13 protein-coding genes are annotated in these 17,759 nt (G+C 46.5%); 10 read left to right on the top strand and 3 right to left on the bottom strand.

Annotated features, from left to right (window positions below):
- The first annotated feature begins 21 nt into the window (after window positions 1–21).
- The 10 genes from JOD02_RS05565 (at window position 22) to JOD02_RS05520 (ending at window position 13,028) form a co-directional block, all read left to right on the top strand.
- Window positions 22–1,074, top strand: a complete 1,053-nt coding sequence (locus tag JOD02_RS05565) for a M42 family metallopeptidase (RefSeq protein WP_204487727.1) — start codon at window positions 22–24, stop codon at window positions 1,072–1,074.
- Window positions 1,059–2,081, top strand: a complete 1,023-nt coding sequence (locus JOD02_RS05560) for a M42 family metallopeptidase (RefSeq protein ID WP_204487726.1) — start codon at window positions 1,059–1,061, stop codon at window positions 2,079–2,081. Before JOD02_RS05565 ends, JOD02_RS05560 begins: the two co-directional genes overlap by 16 nt.
- A complete protein-coding gene (locus JOD02_RS05555) occupies window positions 2,081–3,073 on the top strand; it encodes a M42 family metallopeptidase (RefSeq protein WP_204487724.1) in 993 nt (330 codons plus the stop codon). Before JOD02_RS05560 ends, JOD02_RS05555 begins: the two co-directional genes overlap by 1 nt.
- Window positions 3,074–3,075: 2 nt before the next feature.
- Window positions 3,076–6,183 carry a DEAD/DEAH box helicase gene (locus JOD02_RS05550; protein WP_204487722.1) on the top strand — a complete coding sequence of 1,036 codons (3,108 nt, stop codon included), beginning with the start codon at window positions 3,076–3,078 and terminating at the stop codon, window positions 6,181–6,183.
- Window positions 6,184–6,195: 12 nt separating this feature from the next.
- Window positions 6,196–7,017, top strand: a complete 822-nt coding sequence (locus JOD02_RS05545) for an SWIM zinc finger family protein (protein WP_204487716.1) — start codon at window positions 6,196–6,198, stop codon at window positions 7,015–7,017.
- Between the two features lie 68 nt (window positions 7,018–7,085).
- Window positions 7,086–8,099 carry a LacI family DNA-binding transcriptional regulator gene (locus JOD02_RS05540; protein ID WP_204487708.1) on the top strand — a complete coding sequence of 338 codons (1,014 nt, stop codon included), beginning with the start codon at window positions 7,086–7,088 and terminating at the stop codon, window positions 8,097–8,099.
- Between the two features lie 343 nt (window positions 8,100–8,442).
- Window positions 8,443–9,375 (top strand): peptidoglycan-binding protein, encoded by a 933-nt coding sequence (locus JOD02_RS05535; RefSeq protein WP_204487707.1) that lies wholly within the window; start codon window positions 8,443–8,445, stop codon window positions 9,373–9,375.
- Window positions 9,376–9,654: 279 nt separating this feature from the next.
- A complete protein-coding gene (locus JOD02_RS05530) occupies window positions 9,655–10,188 on the top strand; it encodes a tryptophan transporter (protein ID WP_204487700.1) in 534 nt (177 codons plus the stop codon).
- Between the two features lie 299 nt (window positions 10,189–10,487).
- Window positions 10,488–11,633, top strand: coding sequence for an N-acetylglucosamine-6-phosphate deacetylase (gene nagA / locus JOD02_RS05525; protein WP_204487696.1), 1,146 nt, complete (start codon window positions 10,488–10,490; stop codon window positions 11,631–11,633).
- A 24-nt stretch (window positions 11,634–11,657) separates the two neighbouring features.
- Window positions 11,658–13,028 carry an MFS transporter gene (locus tag JOD02_RS05520; RefSeq protein ID WP_204487692.1) on the top strand — a complete coding sequence of 457 codons (1,371 nt, stop codon included), beginning with the start codon at window positions 11,658–11,660 and terminating at the stop codon, window positions 13,026–13,028.
- 30 nt (window positions 13,029–13,058) lie between these two features.
- On the opposite strand, the gene JOD02_RS05515 is transcribed toward JOD02_RS05520, so the two are convergent.
- The 3 genes from JOD02_RS05515 to JOD02_RS05505 are packed head-to-tail and all read right to left on the bottom strand — an operon-like array spanning window position 13,059 to window position 17,616.
- Window positions 13,059–15,425, bottom strand: coding sequence for a transglutaminase TgpA family protein (locus JOD02_RS05515; RefSeq protein WP_204487689.1), 2,367 nt, complete (start codon window positions 15,423–15,425; stop codon window positions 13,059–13,061).
- Entirely contained in the window at window positions 15,422–16,633 is a 1,212-nt protein-coding gene (locus JOD02_RS05510) for a DUF58 domain-containing protein (RefSeq protein ID WP_204487687.1), read from the bottom strand. The genes JOD02_RS05515 and JOD02_RS05510 overlap by 4 nt, the downstream gene beginning before the upstream one ends.
- Window positions 16,630–17,616: an AAA family ATPase gene (locus JOD02_RS05505; RefSeq protein ID WP_341534546.1), complete on the bottom strand. Its 987-nt coding sequence runs from the start codon at window positions 17,614–17,616 to the stop codon at window positions 16,630–16,632. Before JOD02_RS05505 ends, JOD02_RS05510 begins: the two co-directional genes overlap by 4 nt.
- Between the last annotated feature and the right edge of the window lie 143 nt (window positions 17,617–17,759).

Below are 17,759 nucleotides of genomic sequence, written 5' to 3'. Positions count from 1 at the left end.
TGACATTTAAGGAGGTATCATATGGAAATTAAGGATTTTCTGGAAAAGTTGGTGGCAGTGCCGGGTATATCGGGCAATGAGGAAACAATTGCACAGGTCATATCCCAGGCATTTGAACCGTATTGTCAGGAGGTCAGGTTAGATCGCTTTTATAACGTATACGGTCGTAAAACCGATGTTATAAAAGAGGATATGCCCAAGGTCATGATTGCTGCTCATATGGACGAGATAGGGCTTATGGTGGTCGATATTGACGAGAAAGGTTTTATAAAGTTTACAACAGTGGGCGGGGTAGACCCGCGTATATTGCTGGCTCAAGAAGTAGAGGTCCATGGAAGGCGGAAGCTTTTTGGTGTCATTGGAGCCAAACCGCCCCATATACAGCAAGCAGAAGATGCAAAAAAGGCGATCAAAATAAAGGATATGGCCATAGATGTGGGGTTACCTTATGAGAAAGTGAAGGAACTGGTCAGCGTAGGTGATGCAATTACCTTTATAAGCCCTTTGATTGAGCTAAAGGGCCAGATGGTTACGGGAAAGTCCTTGGATGACAGGGCTGGTGTGGCGGTACTCCTCCAAACCATGAAGGAGCTTGATGTTCTGCGCTTTACTGCCGATGTGTTTTTTGTGGCCACCGTTCAAGAAGAGGTAGGGGTACGTGGTGCTACCATAAGCGCATACAGGCTTGAACCTGATATAGGGATTGCAGTGGATGTTACCCACGGCGATATGCCGGATGCTCCCAAAGATGAGACTTTTCCCATGAACAAAGGACCGGTCATTGCGGTGGGGCCAAACATGCATCCCCGGTTGACGCAAAAGCTGATGGATGTGGCCAAGGAATACGGTATGGATTACATGGTAGAGGTAGAACCGCGTCCTACCGGTACCGATGCTCGGGCTATTCAAATATCCCGACGAGGAGTCCCAACCATCCTCATACAAATACCCTTGAGGTACATGCACACCACTGTGGAGACGTTGAATTTGGCTAATATCAAGCGGGCGGCGAGGTTGATAGCGTACTTTATCGCTTCGCTGAAGGAGGATTGGAAAGAATGGCTGAGTTACTGAAGATGTTAACTGAGGTCGGGGGCGTTTCGGGAGACGAGGGCCGGGTTCGCCAGATTATAAAGCAGGAGATCTCCTCTTTTGTGGATGACATATACACCGACAAGATTGGCAATCTCATAGCCTACAAAAAAGGCACAAAGGGCGGCAGAAAGGTGATGCTATGCGCTCATATGGATGAAGTGGGGTTTATAATAACCGGTATAGGCGAGGATGGGATGTTGAAGTTTAAAACGGTGGGCGGCATAGACCCGCGTGTGCTGGTATCTAAAAAGGTATTAATAGGTGAAAAGGGCTATCCCGGAGTGCTGGGCATCAAAGCTATTCACCTTCAGGAGCCAGAAGAGCGCCAGCATGCCGTTAAAGTCAAGCAGATGTACATAGACATAGGTGCTACCTCCAAGGAGGACGCCTCTCAGACGGTAAAGCCGGGAGATTACGCGGTATTTGATAGCCGCTATGTAGAGTTTGGTGATAACAAGGTGAAGGCCAAGGCGTTGGACGATAGGGCGGGCTGTGCGGTGCTCATCGAGGTTATGAAGCAAAAGGAGAGGTATGATTTTGACCTGTATGCCTGCTTTAGCGTCCAGGAAGAGGTGGGCTTAAGGGGAGCCGAGGTTTTGGGATACAGTATAAACCCGGATATAGCCATAGTGGTTGAAGCTACCACTTGTTCTGACGTGCCGGGCGTGGATGAGCATCTTCATACCACTTTGATGGGAAAAGGTCCTGCCATTACCATAATGGATGGTGCCTCTTATGCAAATAAGGAATTGGTGGAGATGCTTGTAAATGCCGCTCATAAAGGAGGGATTCCCTTCCAGTTCAAGAAGGGCACAGCCGGAGGTAACGATGCTGGAAGGATTCATTTGGCAAGGGAAGGGGTAAAGACGGCCACGGTCTCTATACCCTGTCGCTATATACACAGCCCATCTTCTGTTATGGATTTGACGGATTACGGCAATACCATAAATCTGATTTCAGCCTTTTTGAAAGGATGTGAGGTGTGATGAAGGAGCTTTTAAAAAAGCTGACAGAAGCGTACGGTCCATCAGGCAATGAGGAGATTATTAGAGATGTTATACGCCATGAGATTGAAGGCTTTGTGGATGAGGTGAGGGTAGATACTCTGGGTAACTTAATAGCGGTGAGAAGGGGCAGTGGCAAAAAGGTCATGTTGGCTGCTCATATGGACCAGATAGGATTTATGGTGACGCACATCGACGATAATGGGTTTTTGAGGTTCACAAGGGTTGGAGGAGTCTCAATAAGGGACAGCATACGCCGCAGGGTAATTTTTAAAAACGGGGTCACCGGTGTGGTAAGCTATGAAGAGGAGATTGAGGATATAAAGGATATCAAGTTTGAGAAAATGTACATCGATATCGGGGCTTTCAGCCGTGAGCAAGCGGAAAGCATGGTGTCGATAGGAGATGTGGCAGTCTATCACTCGGCCTTTTCAGAGAATTGCGGCAGGTATATAGGAAAGGCCATGGACAATAGGGCAGGCTGTGCGCTGCTCATAGAGACCGCAAAAAGGCTTAAAGCTTCGCCTCACGAGATATACTTCGTGTTTACCGTGCAGGAGGAGTTGGGAGTGAGGGGTGCAAAGACTGCTGCTTATGCCTTGAACCCCGATATCGGTATTGCGGTGGATGTCACTCTGACGGGGGATACGCCCAAATCAAGGCCAATGGCTGTGAAGCTAGGTGGTGGACCTGCTATAAAAGTGAAGGATGTCTTGGTGCTGGCACATCCCAAGGTTAAGAGTTTGATGGTGAACAGGGCACGGGAAGCCGACATACCTTATCAGATGGAAATACTGGAAGCTGGTGGCACTGATGCTGGTGCCATCCATCTTACCAGGGGAGGCATACCTTCAGGGGTTCTTTCCATACCTTGTCGCCATGTTCACAGCGACAGCGAGATGGTGGATGCAAATGACCTTGAGAATGGAGTAAAGCTCATGACGCATATACTGGAGGGGGAAATAGAAATTTAAGCATGGTTGTGTTACATGTAGCTTGGACAGGTAAGGATTTTGTTATATGGGGTGAGCAGGAACCCTGTTCCCGTGTTCAGAGGAAAAGAGGAAGACCGCCTAAAAATCCAGGAAATATGCCTCACCCTTTTCAAGCTCCGGTAAGCAAGATTATTTCAATACTCTCTCTTTTATATCCTTATATAAATTGGGGTAAAGTAGGGGAAGAATCTAAGATATGGATTTTATTGCCTACGGGGAAACGCATGCCGCAAGCCTCGCCTGGGCTATTTATTCAAGAAGCGGAAGATGAGGAGTATAAGCTGGCCGGTTGGGAAGTAACCGGCCTATCTGTTCCTATAACCGCTTTTATCGAAGGCATAGTGGCCTCTAACGATGAGGTGCAGTACTGTGACGAGAAAGATAACGGGGGCGAGCTTTTAGTTTTTGGGGATGATTGGGATTTTTGGGTGCTGTGTGGACGATTTGTGTTACGCTTGCTGTGCCGCCAAAAGTTTATTCCCTCCTTGGCTCCGGGGGATGAGGGAGGAGTGGTTGCTGTATGGCAACCGGTTTTTGAGGACCCGGAGGACCGAAAAATTTTAAAACGGCTCATAAGTGTTATGCCGCCGGTGTGTTGTGGCGTAGTTAAGCAGCCAAAGCAGCATGCGGATTTGGCGATGCCATGCGATGTTATCATGGACTATCTGCGTGTAGCAATCGATGAGGTCATCCGTACCTGGCTGGGCGATGTCAATCCGCCTGATCAAAACGCTCCTGTTGAGCGAAAGTGGTTGTATGCTCTGAGGGGCAAGGAAAAGCGCATAGTAGCCCCTAAAAAGCAAGTTGAAGGGTTGGTAAAAGGGCTTAAGGAGTGGACGGCGGTATTGAGGGAAAACAGGGGCAGCTTTCGTACTTGTTTGCGCCTTGAGGAGCCACAGAATGGAAGTGATAATTGGTATTTGTCATTCCATCTTCAAGCCACCGATGACCCAAGTTTGCTGGTATCGGCACGGGATGTATGGCAGATGAAAGGGAAGGTTGTCACTTTGCTCAACAGGCAATTTGAGCATCCTCAGGAGAGACTGCTTGAAGACCTGGGGAAAATACTCAAGATATACCCTACTTTAGCGAGAGGGCTTATGGAAGCCCGACCCGAGGGGATGTTCCTTACAACTGATGAAGCGTATTTTTTCTTAAAAGAGATTTCGGTGCTTCTTCAGGATAGCGGGTTTGGAGTGCTTGTCCCTTCCTGGTGGCGAGAGAGAAAGAAAAGAACACCTAGCGTTAGGTTGAAGCTTCGCCCTGCACAGGGATATTCGGACGGTGATTCGATTGGAAATTTTGGGCTGGATTCCATTGTGGAGTTCGATTGGAAGTTGTCCATAGGCGAAGAAACCATTGACTATGAAGAGTTTAAACAGCTGGCCGCGCTTAAAAAACCCCTTGTTCGCGTTCGTGGGCAGTGGGTGGAACTAAATCCCAGGGATATGGAAGCCGTGATGAAGTGGCTGGAAAAGCAGAAAGGCATAAAAGAAGCATCGCTTAAAGAAGCTCTTGGAATAGTGATGGATATTGAGGAAGATGGGCCAGACATCACCGGCATAGATTCTGAAGGATGGCTGCATACATTTCTGCAGGGATTGGCGGGTAGTGAATCATATACCATTCTCGATACTCCTGCGGGTTTTTGTGGGGAATTGAGGCCATACCAAGTTCGAGGCTTTTCCTGGCTTGTTTTTTTGAGAAAACGAGGTATTGGTGCCTGCTTAGCTGACGATATGGGGCTGGGCAAGACGATTCAGGTGATTGCTTTGCTGCTTTATGAGAGGGAATGTCTAGGGGTAAAAGGGCCTACGCTGCTCATATGCCCGACTTCGGTGGTGGGCAATTGGATGCGTGAAGTAGAGCGCTTTGCTCCCAGTTTAAAGGTTTTTATTCATCACGGAACTGATAGGGCTACAGGGGAGGAGTTTGTGGAAAAAGCATATTGCCATGACCTGGTCATAAGCACTTATAATCTGGTGTATAGGGATTTGGACGTCTTGTCCATGGTCAATTGGAAGGGTATCGTACTGGACGAGGCACAAAATATAAAAAACTCTTCCACTAAGCAGGCTCAGAGTATACGTAAACTGAAGAGCGAATACAGGATCGCTCTTACGGGAACACCCATAGAAAATCGTCTGATGGAGCTTTGGTCCATTATGGAGTTTTTAAATCCCGGCTATTTAGGCAGCCGTGAAAGCTTTCGAAGGCGATTTGTCATTCCCATTGAAAGGTACGGGGATGAAAAGCGCGCTTGGCAACTTAAGCAGCTTATTAAACCGTTTATACTGAGGCGTGTGAAAACCGATCCTACTATCATTCAGGACTTGCCGCTTAAACAAGAAAACAAGGTTTACTGTACTCTGACCAAAGAGCAGGCCACTCTGTATCAAGCGGTAGTGGAGGAAACCATGGAGCGCATAGCTGCTTCGACAGGTATTGAACGCAGGGGATTGATTTTGTCGTTGCTTACTAAGCTTAAGCAGATTTGCGATCACCCCGCTCTGTTTTTAGGTGATGGCAGCTTGCTTGACAACAGGTCCGGTAAGCTTATGCGCTTAGTTGAGATGCTTGATGAGGTATTAAGCGAAGGAGACAAAGCCATTATATTCACCCAATATGCTCAGATGGGCAAGATGCTCCAGATACATTTACAAAGGATATTCCGCAGGGAGGTGTTGTTTCTCCACGGAGGTGTTGGAAAGGATGAACGTGATCGCATGGTGGAGCGGTTTCAAACCGAGGAAGGACCTGATATATTCGTGCTATCCTTGAGAGCAGGAGGGGTGGGACTAAATCTTACCCAGGCCAACCATGTTTTTCACTTTGACAGGTGGTGGAACCCGGCTGTGGAGAACCAGGCCACCGATCGCGCTTTTAGAATTGGGCAGCAGAAAAACGTACAGGTGCACAAATACATCTGTATGGGTACGCTGGAGGAAAAAATTGATATGCTCATCGAAAAGAAGAGGGACCTGGCCGACAAAGTGGTGGGTACCGGTGAGGCATGGCTTACTGAACTTACCGATGATGAGCTGAGGAATTTGTTTGCTCTTGAGAATGAGGCCGTACGGAATGAATAGGAGGGGCAAGAGATGGCTTTAAGGGGGAAAAAAGGTTTTGGCTCTAATTGGTGGGCTAAGCAATGGCTAGAGGCTTTGGAGTCTTTTGGCTGGGACAATCGATTGGCGCGCGGTAAGGCCTATGCAAGAAACGGAAATGTGCTCGATGTGGAGATATTGCCCGGGAAGGTAAAAGCCCGTGTACAGGGCAGTAGAAAAACCCCATACAAAGTTGAGATTTTTATGAAAACCCTGTCGCAAAATGAATGGGAGCAGGTATTGGATGCTCTGGCAAGTAAAGCCATATTTTCAGCAAAACTTTTGGCAGGCGAGATGCCTGACAATATCGAAGAAGCTTTTTCTGCGCTGGAGGTTCCACTGTTCCCCAAATATGCCATGGATTTATCGGCTGAGTGTACCTGTCCCGACTGGGCTAACCCATGTAAGCACATAGCGGCGGTTTATTATATCCTTGCCCAGGAGTTTGATAGGGATCCTTTTTTGTTGTTTCGGTTAAGGGGTATGGATAAAGAACAGATAATGGAAGCCATCCGCAACCGTAGGGCAAAATCCGCCGAAACTATAGCTGAGAAGAAGTCAGAAGTTTCGGTTCGGGAGGATGAAAAGGAAAACGGTTCACAGTCTAATGTAGGTTCTCTTGCCAATTATTGGACCGGAAAGATGAAAAGCGTGGACATAAAAATAATCGTTGAACCACCCTTGGTTGAACAGTCAATTTTAAAAAGGCTGGGTGAGCCTCCGTTTTTTGCGGGGAAGATGGATATGGTCCGGCAATTGGAACAGGATTACAAAAAGGTGCTTTTGAAGGCCATAACGGTGGGATGTAAAAGCTAATTTCAAAAAGTAACCGATTATCAGAGGCGGAATAGCAGATTTTGGAGTTAAAGGAGGGTCAATGTACATTGGCTACCATCTACGATATAGCTAAAAAAGCAGGTGTGTCTGTGGCAACTGTATCTCGCGTTTTAAATGGAGTGGACCACCCGGTAAGGGAAGAGACGCGCAGGAGGATAATTGATGCTGCTAAAGAGTTAGGTTACAGGCCCAACAAGATTGCCAAGAGCCTTGCGCACCGCCGTACCTTTACGGTGGCTCTGCTTATACCCAGCATTACCAACAACTTTTATACCGAGATTGCAGAGGTCATAGAACAGAAATTGGGGGAGAAGGGGTATAGTACCTATTTATGCAATACCCAGCGTATGATTGAAAGGGAGACACAATACGTGGATGACCTCATAGCCCGCAGGGTGGATGGAGTAATATTCAGTCCCACGCGTGTAAAGCCAGAGGATAACCTGGTAAATGCGAAAAATTTGGAAGAGCTCAAGAACAACGGGATAGCAGTTGTTGCCTTTGGTAGCCATTTTAGCAATGTGAGTCAGGTATACATCAATACCTATGAAGGGGCTTTGGAAGCCACCCGCTATCTTTTGGGTTTAGGGCATAGGCGCATAGGCTTCATAGATGGGCTGGAGGCCGGAACCAGGAAGAGCAGGCGTAGGGGCTACATGGATGCGCTGAGGATGGCGGGAATAGAGATAGACGCTAACCTAATCGCAGCCGGAAACCTTGAAATGGACGGTGGCTATGAATGCGTGAAAAAGTTATTGCGGGTTGCTGACCCTCCCACCGCCGTAATAGCGGTGAACAACCTTATGGCCATAGGGGCTTTGAAGGGTGCTAAAGACATGGGCATTGCCATCCCCGAGGAACTATCCATCATTGGGTTTGACGACAGCAAGCTTTCGGAGGTGGTGGAGCCGCCGTTGACGGTGGTGAAGCAACCTTTAAAGGAAATCGGCGACGTGGCCGTTGAGCTGCTGATGGAGCAAATGGAAGGCGAAGGTATGCCTAGAATGGTGGAGCTAAAGACCCAGCTTATCATTAGGGGTTCGTGCACTAGAAAGAGATAAGATGTTTCAGTCGGAGTGCTTTTTATAAGATGCCTGTGTTATATATAGTAAGAGGGCATCTTTTTTGTCCATTTTAAAACCCACTTTTAACATATAAGAAACAGGGAAATTGAATTTATGGGTTAGTAATCCAAGTTAAAAATGAGCTTTCATGTATTTTTGTGTAATACATCTATAATATGGTATCTACGTGTTAAAACGAGGATACGCAAAAAAATATTTAATATTTGCGTAATATTTTTTTAACAATTTATCTTACGGAGATTTACTTATTTGACAGTATATGCAAGAGCACCCTATAATAGTAACCAACAAAAAATTTGGGTTATGGGGGTGCTAATCAATGCAGCTTATTTTATCTCCAAGAGGTATTTGCAAATTCGTTACAGTTGTGGCCCTCATGTTTTCTTTATTGTTTCCTACTGGACGAGCATTGGCTGCTTACCCTGTGTTATCTGTGGGGAGCAGGGGTGAGGCGGTTGTGCGGCTACAACAAGAGCTCAAAAGGCAGGGGTACTATACTTATTGGCAGGTTACAGGTTATTATGGCCCTATCACTAGAGATGCTGTCATGAGGTTTCAAAAGGCAAATGGGCTTGTGGTGGACGGGGTTGCAGGTCCTGCTACTCAGTCGGTTCTTTACGGGAACGGGTACCGTACTTTAAAGTTTGGCATGAGGGGCCTGGACGTTTCACGGCTTCAAAGTGCGCTCAAACAGCAGGGGTATTTCTATGCTAATGTAACAGGATATTACGGGAAGGTCACCGAAAACGCCGTAATAGCCTTTCAAAAGGCCAAGGGTTTGAGGATTGACGGTATAGCAGGCCCCCAGACTCAAAGGGTGTTGTTTGCAGGCCAGGCATCGTCACAGCAGCCTGTCAGCCGTGGCGATGCTTTATCTCGAAAAGTGGCAGATGACTTGTTTTGGTTGGCCAGGATCATACATGCCGAGGCTGCCGGTGAGCCGTATATAGGCAAGGTGGCCGTTGGCAACGTCATAATGAATCGTGTAAAATCCCCTGGTTTTCCCAATACCGTATACGGGGTTATATTTGAATATTATAAGGGTATACCGCAGTTTAGCCCTGTGCAGGATGGTACAATATACAATACGCCCAGCGGCGAGAGCTATCGTGCTGCTCAGGAAGCCTATTACGGTTTAAGGCCTGTGGGGGATGCCTTGTATTTCTTCAACCCCGCCAAAGCAAGCGGCAGTTGGATTGTAAGAAATCGAACTTACATTACGACCATAGGGAACCATGTTTTTTATAGATAATACTCTGATAGCCGTAAATGTCCACTATTTTAAAACGCTCTTGAAAAGTAACTGAGCAATAATTTGCTAAGAGGATATCCAGATTTCCTTGCTCTGGTATTTACAACTGTTGCAAGGTATGTTATCATAAAAGCGAGAGGTAACGCAGGCCAGGGGATATAATAGATGGGAATAGTGGCCGGGTAGTGCGGCCCAGGGCTGCGTTGTTCATAGTGAAAGGAGTATTTTATTTAGCGCGACGAGACAGGACGAGACGAGATGAGAAAGGGGAGAGGAGAGTTGAAGAATTTAAGAGATTTTGTTTTGGCCGGGTTGTTGCTTGCGATCGGAGTGGTACTGCATTATATTACGCCTTCCACGGGTACGCCCGTAAAGCCAGACTTTCTGCTGGCTATGCTGTTTTTATGCCTGCTGTGTTTTGAGGACTCCAAGGTGAGATTTGTAGCCGGTGTGGCAGCGGGCGTGTTGTCAGGCCTTACCACCAGCGTGCCGGGAGGTTTTTTGCCCAACCTCATAGATAAAATAATTACAACAGCTATTTTGATGGCTATGATATATTCCTTGAAGAGATGGATCAACATGTATATTCTTTCTGTTGTGGTGCCGATTGTTGGGACTATGATAAGCGGGTTGATATTCTTGGGAGTAGCTGTCGCGTTAAGAGTTCTTACGGCAGAGATGTTTGTGGGCGCTTTTGTAACCGCTGTACTTCCCGCTACTGTGGGTAATGTGTTGTTGGTGGCGTTAGTGTTTGGAGCCTTAAAGCAGACCGGCAGGCTTTATCAAAGGGCTACGCGGAAGGTGTCTTCTTAAAAATATCGTGAAAAAGGCTTTGGATGTGGTGTTATATGAATATTTAAATGGAATTACCAACAAACAGGTCTTTCATTTCCTGAGGATGAATGGGATTGGTGATCTCGAGCATAGGAAGTAACTGAAATAATTTCAGGTGAGCCTGTGGAGGGTAGGGAAGGCCTAATTTGCAGGATATTTAGAAAGAAGCTTTCCATCTTTATAGAGGGGGACAGTTTGAAACAATAAACCTCCTTGGGTGGCAGTGTATTGCTAGTCCAAGGGGGCTTTTTTATGAATTTCAATTGGGGGTGTGATGGATGAAGATTTTGACTGGTGGCAAAGTCTATCTTGATGGAGGGTGGAAATGCGATGTGGACGTGGTGCTGAAGGACGGAAAGATTTTTGATGTTAGCACAAAAGGAAGGTATGCAGATGGAGAAGTTATAGATGTTGAGGGAAATTACGTATGTCCAGGATTTATAGATATCCATGTTCACGGGTGTAAAGGCCGGGATGTCATGGATGGCAGCGTGGAGTCCCTTGAAGTTATGGCCGAGTTTATGGCCGCACATGGTACTACGTCTTTCTTGGCTACTACTATGACTTATGGACGGGAGGAGATAAGAAGAAGCCTAAAAGCTGTAAATGATGCTTTGAATAAAAACATTAAAGGGGCTCAGATCCTAGGAGTCCATTTGGAGGGCCCTTTTATCAACGCCGCTGCAAAGGGGGCCCATGATGAAAAGTATATACTCCCCCCTAGCCGCGAGAATTTTAAAGAGCTGGTAGGTGATTATGAGGGCATCATAAAGAGGGTCACCATGGCTCCGGATGTTGAAGGTGCAAAAGACCTGGTGAATTATTTGGTTAGTAAAGGCATAATAGTATCTATGGGGCACACTGCGGGCACTTATGAGCAGTGCATGGCTGGGTTTGAGTGGGGAATGACCCACGTCACTCACATGTACAATGCCATGTCGCCTTTAAAACACAGGGAACCAGGTGCGGTGGGTGCGGCTTTTGATAGAGAAGGGGTGACGCTGGAACTCATCGCTGACTTAATTCATGTGCATCCTGCTGCTTTGAGGATTGCGGTAGCTGTAAAGGGCAGCGAAAAAGTGGCTCTCATTACCGATGCCATGGCAGCAACGGGAATAGGTGATGGAGAGTATGATTTGGGGGGTCTGGGAGTGGTGGTAAAAGACGGGGTGGCTCGTTTGAAGGAGAGGGGTAACCTTGCGGGCAGTACTCTTACTCAAGACCAAGCCCTGCGCAACATGGTTTTAATAGGCATACCGCTTGAAGATGCTGTTAAAATGCTAACTGAGGTGCCAGCTGATATAATAGGTATGGGATATAAAAAAGGCAGGATAAAGAAGGGGTTTGATGCCGACCTGGTCGTTTTGGATGGAAAACTACATGTTAGCAAGGTGTTCATAAAAGGAGCGCAATTCAAGATGTAACATTTGATGGGGGAATACAGTGCTGTGAAGGGCAGATTTTTGCTTTATAAGGAATTGGACATTACACAGGAGTTGAGGGAGGACCTCAACAGAATTACATTGGGGGTAAGTTTAGGCATAGTGTTTTTTGTATGCTTGAACGGTGCCCCCTTTGCTGGCTTTGTGCGTGCATTGGGAGTTAGTGAGCTGATGTATGGCATTTTGATGTCTCTGCCGGTGGTGAGCGGTGTCTTCCAGCTGCTGGCGGCTTATGTGTTGGAATCCACAGGAGCCAGGAAAAAATTGTTCTTGATAGGCGGGATGTTTCAGCGGCTCTCCATAATTCCGGTGGTGCTCCTTCCGCTTGTAATGCCTGAAGAGCTGAAATGGTTGACTGTTAGCCTTATAACGTTCTTTTTACTTGTTTCGGCGGTGGGTGGTGCTTTCAACGGCGTGACTTTTATATCATGGATGGCGGCGCTTGTGCCTTTGAAGATACGCGGCCGGTTTTTCAGCCAAAGGCAGATGATATTCACTTTTACTGGGATGGTGGGTGGAATACTGGCAAGTTGGATACTGGATCGTATAGGCGGCTTTGTTGGCTTTGCGGTGGTATTCAGCGCAGTTACCGTATTTGCTGTATTGGACATCCTATGCTTTATACGGGTGTATGACCCGCCAATGGTCAAGCCGCAGTATCGACTGTCTATGAAAAAGATGTGGAAGGCTGTGGTGCAGCACTCAAATTTTAGGCGGTACTTGATTTTCTGGGCAGTGTGGGTGTTTGGCATAAATATTGCCGGGCCGTTTTTTAGCGCTTATATGATCGATTATTTAAAGATGAGCTATCTGGAGATTACCCTCTATACCCAGGTGGTTAGCAATATACTCACTATACTTGTCATACGCAAATGGGGGCTGTTAGTGGATTTATTTGGCAACAAACCGGTACTCCGCATTTGCTGTACTGGCGTATCGGTGCTTCCATTTTTATGGCTTCTGGCTACCCCGGAAAATTACATGATCATTCCTTTTATACATATTTTTACCGGCATATTCTGGAGTGGCATCGATTTGACCTCCAACAACCTGGTAATGGGGCTTTCGCCTGACGAGAACAGATCATTTTATGTGGCAAGCTTTTCAATGATAACGTCTGTGGTGGGTAGCATAGTTGCTTATGCATTAGGGGGATTGTTTATGGAGGTTACAGCTGAACTGGTTAAGGGTTTGAATATTGTAATTTTTGGGCGTCGTCTTGTCAATTATCACATGTTGTTCATACTCTCTGCCATCATACGGTTTATAGCCGTAACTTTCCTGATGTCTCCCATACATGAAGACCAATCGGTTGAACCTAAGGAGATGATTCGTCGTTCTATCCACCTGCTTGCCAGTAAAAGGGGTAGGCTGTAAATAAAGGATAAAGGAATGAAAACTAATGGATTAATGTTGGGGGTTTTTGTGCCTTGAAATTCTTGAAGAGAGTTGCTTGGATATCAGCTTGAAAATATAGGGATAAAAGCCCAACAAGCTTTTTATATTATCTTCTAAGTTATGATAAAATCTGAGAATCTTTTGAATTTCAGCTTTTGATAGCTGCTGGTTGCCGAACCGGTTCTTGACTACTAGCTGACATATTTCCATCATTGAACCGGCTGAATTGGTAAGCCAAGTATCTACTCGCCGGGCGTAACAATAGGGGGTTTCCCCTTGGTGCATGGGGAAGCCGTAAAGGGTAAGAAGCCACAGAATTTGCTGGTAACAATAAGCGAGCTGCTCATCGGAGGGCAGCTTTTTTATTTTTTTCCAGCGAACCACATCCCATACCTTCAGTCCTGCCATTCCTGCTATTATTAGGATAAGCGCCATCAATATAATTAATACGAATAGGGGTATTCTGTTTGGAGAGGCAGAATTGGAAAAACCTCCTGTATCAACGCTTACCTCGGGCTGGTAATCCTTCATCTGTTCGTCTTGCATCCATGGGTAATACTCGTCTCCATAGTAACCTGGATATAACTCGGAGCCTTGTTCTACCAAGTTTTGTTGGCCTTGAGCCTGGGGAGTGGGGTCAAACGTCAGCCACCCCACCTTTGGAAAGTATATCTCTACCCACGCATGGCCATTTAGCTTTTTGACCTCGTAAGTATTTTCTCTGTAGGGGTGAGAAGGCATTTTGAAGCCTTCTACGTAACGGGTAGGCAGTCCCACTATCCTGCTCATCACTGCCATTGCTGTGGCAAAATAGGTGCAGTAGCCTCTTTTGAGTTCGAATAAGAAATAATCCACGAAGTCTACGCCTGGAGGGGTATAAGGAGGCTGTAGGGTGTAATCGTAATTTTGTTGCAGGTATGCCTGTAAGGCCAGCGCCTTTTCCAGGGGTGTTTTTATTCCCCGGGTAATGCTGTAGGCCAGTTCGGTAACCCTTGGTGGAATGCTATCGGGTATTGACATGTAGTGCTGCTGTATGTAAATCAGCTTTTGGCGGTCTGCGCCTTCCCACAAGGACTGCTGGGAGATGGGCTTGTGCCAATCTATAATGGGGACATAGTCCATCAGAAAGTTTTGGAATACTCTGTCTTCAATGGCAGGTAGGCTAACGTGTAGTATGTACTCGTCTGATGGCGATATATCCCTTGAAGTGAAGGTTTCCCCTTTGCCATTAAAGTAAGGGGTGAAACCACCCCATCTTTTGGGAACGGTGATGCCTTCTAGGCGCTGGGCGTTGAATATGACAGACGTGGTAATGCCAGTATGGATAATGGAAGCCTTAACGGGGATAAAGAAGCGATCCTTAAGCTCGCGGTTTAAGTCTGTCCATATGGGTTCATCCCAGTCAAATGCCTGGCGGTATTCGTTTTTCCAGCTCACATCGCTCAGCTTGTATCGTTTATCGTCTATCGAGTCTTGCCAACCACTGCCCGTGTATTCGTTTAATATGGTACCCCTCAAATATAGGGGGAAAGTAGCCGTTACTCTCAATACCACATCGTCGCTTATTTTTACGGGCCCGCCCAGTTGATCGGCTGAAGATGGGAAGCCGGTCTGAGATAAGCGAAAGGGTTGCCTGGGAGTTGAAAAAGATGACCATTCCGACCATCTGTCGCTTATGTCCTGGACCGTTTGCTCCAGGAAATCCCATTTGAGATGGCGTGTATCGTGGGGTAAAATAATTGACGAGGTCAACACTATGGCGACTACCAAGGGTATTGTAGATGCTTGCCGTATACCAAGAGCTGGCATGGAATACCTGCTCGAAAGCCTCTTGTATTGCTTGGTTGTAAGAAGCATCACCCACGCTAGAGCCACGGGCCATAGCCAGGGAATTATATAAGTATGTCCCAGGGCCCATTCTATGGCAACAATGCCTATACACAGTATGGATGGTACAATCAGCCATTCAAGCTTTATGACCAGTAGGTACATGATGAGCGATAAGGTGAATACTATGACCCATGTGCTGGGGTATATGTATTGAGCTTCAAGGTCTGTCATTCCAAGGGTATAATCAACCAACCACTTGAAAAGGTTCAATATTGTGTCTAATTGTCCCTTGGCCGCAAAATATCTCAAGTATGTTCCTATGCCGGCAACTGCGATTATTGTGAGCGTTGTTAAAGATAGGAGGTTGACAAAATAGATGGAAAGGACGATGTAAGATGCCGTTGTCATGAGCAGTATGGCCCAATAGGGCACAGTGAAATCAAGGGATACCAGCATCGATTTTGCCGTCCCGCTTACCATAAGGGTAAAAATCAACCATTTCATTATATAGTTGAGCATGGGAGTGGACCTTGCTCTCGAGTTCATAGCGCTCTCTCCATTACCTGGTCTATCTGCTCATCGGTATGCAGGGCAAGGCATGGTATTTCCCGCCTATTTAGCTCCTCAACCATTTGCCTTATATCCTCATGCAGCGCCGAACCGTAATACACCACCAATACAAGCGGGTGTACGTCCGACTGCTTCAGAAGGCACAATTGATTGAACAAGCGGTAGGTCATATCGTGGACTATGAGTACTATGCTTTGGCCCTTGCTGAATCCGGGGGATTCCATATAAAGTATTTCGTCCATGCGGAAAGGGCTATTAAATGGCAACGCTGCTAAGTAGTCAAAAAAACGTGTAAAATCCCCCGGGTTTTTTCCTATGAGCTGCTGCCGTTCCCGGTGGTAGATGATTAGCTGCAATGAAAGCCATTTTGACAGCACAAAATGTGTGATGGCCACGGCACATTCTATCATTTGGTCCTCCACTTTGTAACGCGCTATTCCCTCTTTTGGATAAGGGAATGTTTCTAAAAATATGAGTATTTGAGGCTGTGTATTGGTTTCATAATTCTTAACGTATAAATCCTGTAGCTTGGCGGATACTTTCCAGTGAATTTTTTTGAGCGGATCCCCGTATTGGTACTGGCGTATGTCGCTTAACGATGCCGGCTCTTCAGTAGCCAAAAATTCCTGCCGTGTCGTGCCTTCAGCTTGAATCTGAGGCAGGGGAAGGCTGGCCAGCCTGATAACTCTGGGTGCAATGTTGAGTTCGAGGGGTTTGTGGTATGAGCGATTGAGGAGATTCATGGAAAATGTAAACAGGCCAAATGGGTCGCCTACTTCCACTCCGATGATACCCAAGGTATAGTGGCCCCTTAATTCACATATGAATTCCTCTTTGATTTCTTCATAATGAAACGGGAGGATGCACAGCACCTGTTCTTTTAACTCGTTATTCAAAACCGAGTAGGGGGTTTGGTAAAATACTTTTATGTAGGGGTATATAAATGGCTTGTCGTTGTGTATCTGTATAACCAGCAAGGCTTTTTCACCCTTTGTTGCTCGCACAGGGGTTATATTCTGTAGATACCGAAAGTCCATGAGCACCCATAGGTTGGTAATTAGGGCGTAAAATATCAGCGATGCAATGAGCGTAAAGCCCATGAAGAAGATCCTCTCGCCGCTGTAAAGGCCCAATCCCAGCAAAAGCGCCCCAAGGCCGATTATAAGAATGCGCATATGTTTCATAGCCCAATCACTGGCACGTACACTGAATTTAGGATTGACCTTAATATTCGTTCAGCGGTCATCTCCTTAAGCCGTGCCTCGGGCTTAAGTATCAAGCGGTGTGACAATACCGGAATGACCATTTTTTGGACATCATCGGGGATCACGTAGTCTCTGCCTTCCAGAAGGGCGTATGCCTGGGAGGCGCGCATGAGGGCGATGGCTCCGCGAGGGCTTGCGCCCAGCGTCAGGTCCCTGTGTTCACGGGTGCAGGCAACCAGTTCGGCTATGTATTCCTTTATGGCTTCAGCTACATGTATATGCCTGACCTGATGCTGAAGTTCTAGGATTTGCTGCGCGTCGGCTACAGGTTTTAAATCGTCCAGCGGATTTTGGGTTTGGAAGCGGGAGAGGATGAACATTTCCTCTCGCTTGGTCGGATAACCTATGGAAACCTTTATAAAGAAGCGATCCAACTGGGCTTCGGGCAGGGGAAACGTCCCTATGTATTCAATTGGATTTTGAGTGGCCAGCACTATGAAAGGCTGTGGTACGGGATAGGTCTTACCGTCCACAGTTACTTGGCGTTCTTCCATGACTTCAAGGAGGCTGGCTTGAGTTTTGGGCGATGTTCGGTTGATCTCGTCGGCCAATATGACCTGGCTCATTATCATCCCTGGCTTAAATTCCATTTCACCGGTTTTAAAGTTATACATGGTGAAGCCGGTTATATCCGATGGCAGGATGTCGGGCGTGAACTGGATGCGCTTGAAGGAAAGGTTAAGTGACTTGGCAAGACAGGATACCAGGGTGGTCTTGCCAACGCCAGGGACGTCTTCGATGAGCACGTGTCCCCCTGCCAGGAGGGCGATAATGATAAGGCGTATAACTTCACTCTTCCCCACTATTACCTTTTCTATGTTTTCCTGTATGTCTTTTATTAGCTTTTGAGGATTGTTCATGTCTTTAACCTGCCTTCTTGTTTCGTTTTTTGTTGTTAATATATGATGTCTAAACCTTTAAGTTTTATAAAAAATTGGTGGAGTGACTAGCGACTATTTATTCAGCTCTCAAATTTTGTGGTGCGTTCAAAAGTATTATACCATAATTTTTATTTCAATTTGTTCTTTTTATGTGCTTTCATGAT

It is taken from the genome of Caldicoprobacter guelmensis, from assembly GCF_016908415.1.
GTDB classification, from domain to species: domain Bacteria; phylum Bacillota; class Clostridia; order Caldicoprobacterales; family Caldicoprobacteraceae; genus Caldicoprobacter; species Caldicoprobacter guelmensis.
The sequence above is the reverse complement of the archived record's forward strand: the minus strand, read 5'-3'. Positions and strand labels throughout refer to the sequence as shown.

Bases quoted from the DNA above. Each gene is read 5' to 3' on its own strand.
- JOD02_RS05565 (WP_204487727.1), top strand. From the start codon at position 22: ATGGAAATTAAGGATTTTCTGGAAAAGTTGGTGGCAGTGCCGGGTATA.
- JOD02_RS05560 (WP_204487726.1), top strand. From the start codon at position 1,059: ATGGCTGAGTTACTGAAGATGTTAACTGAGGTCGGGGGCGTTTCGGGA.
- JOD02_RS05555 (WP_204487724.1), top strand. From the start codon at position 2,081: ATGAAGGAGCTTTTAAAAAAGCTGACAGAAGCGTACGGTCCATCAGGC.
- JOD02_RS05550 (WP_204487722.1), top strand. From the start codon at position 3,076: ATGGTTGTGTTACATGTAGCTTGGACAGGTAAGGATTTTGTTATATGG.
- JOD02_RS05545 (WP_204487716.1), top strand. From the start codon at position 6,196: ATGGCTTTAAGGGGGAAAAAAGGTTTTGGCTCTAATTGGTGGGCTAAG.
- JOD02_RS05535 (WP_204487707.1), top strand. From the start codon at position 8,443: ATGCAGCTTATTTTATCTCCAAGAGGTATTTGCAAATTCGTTACAGTT.
- nagA (WP_204487696.1), top strand. From the start codon at position 10,488: ATGAAGATTTTGACTGGTGGCAAAGTCTATCTTGATGGAGGGTGGAAA.
- JOD02_RS05515 (WP_204487689.1), bottom strand. From the start codon at position 15,425: ATGAACTCGAGAGCAAGGTCCACTCCCATGCTCAACTATATAATGAAA.
- JOD02_RS05510 (WP_204487687.1), bottom strand. From the start codon at position 16,633: ATGAAACATATGCGCATTCTTATAATCGGCCTTGGGGCGCTTTTGCTG.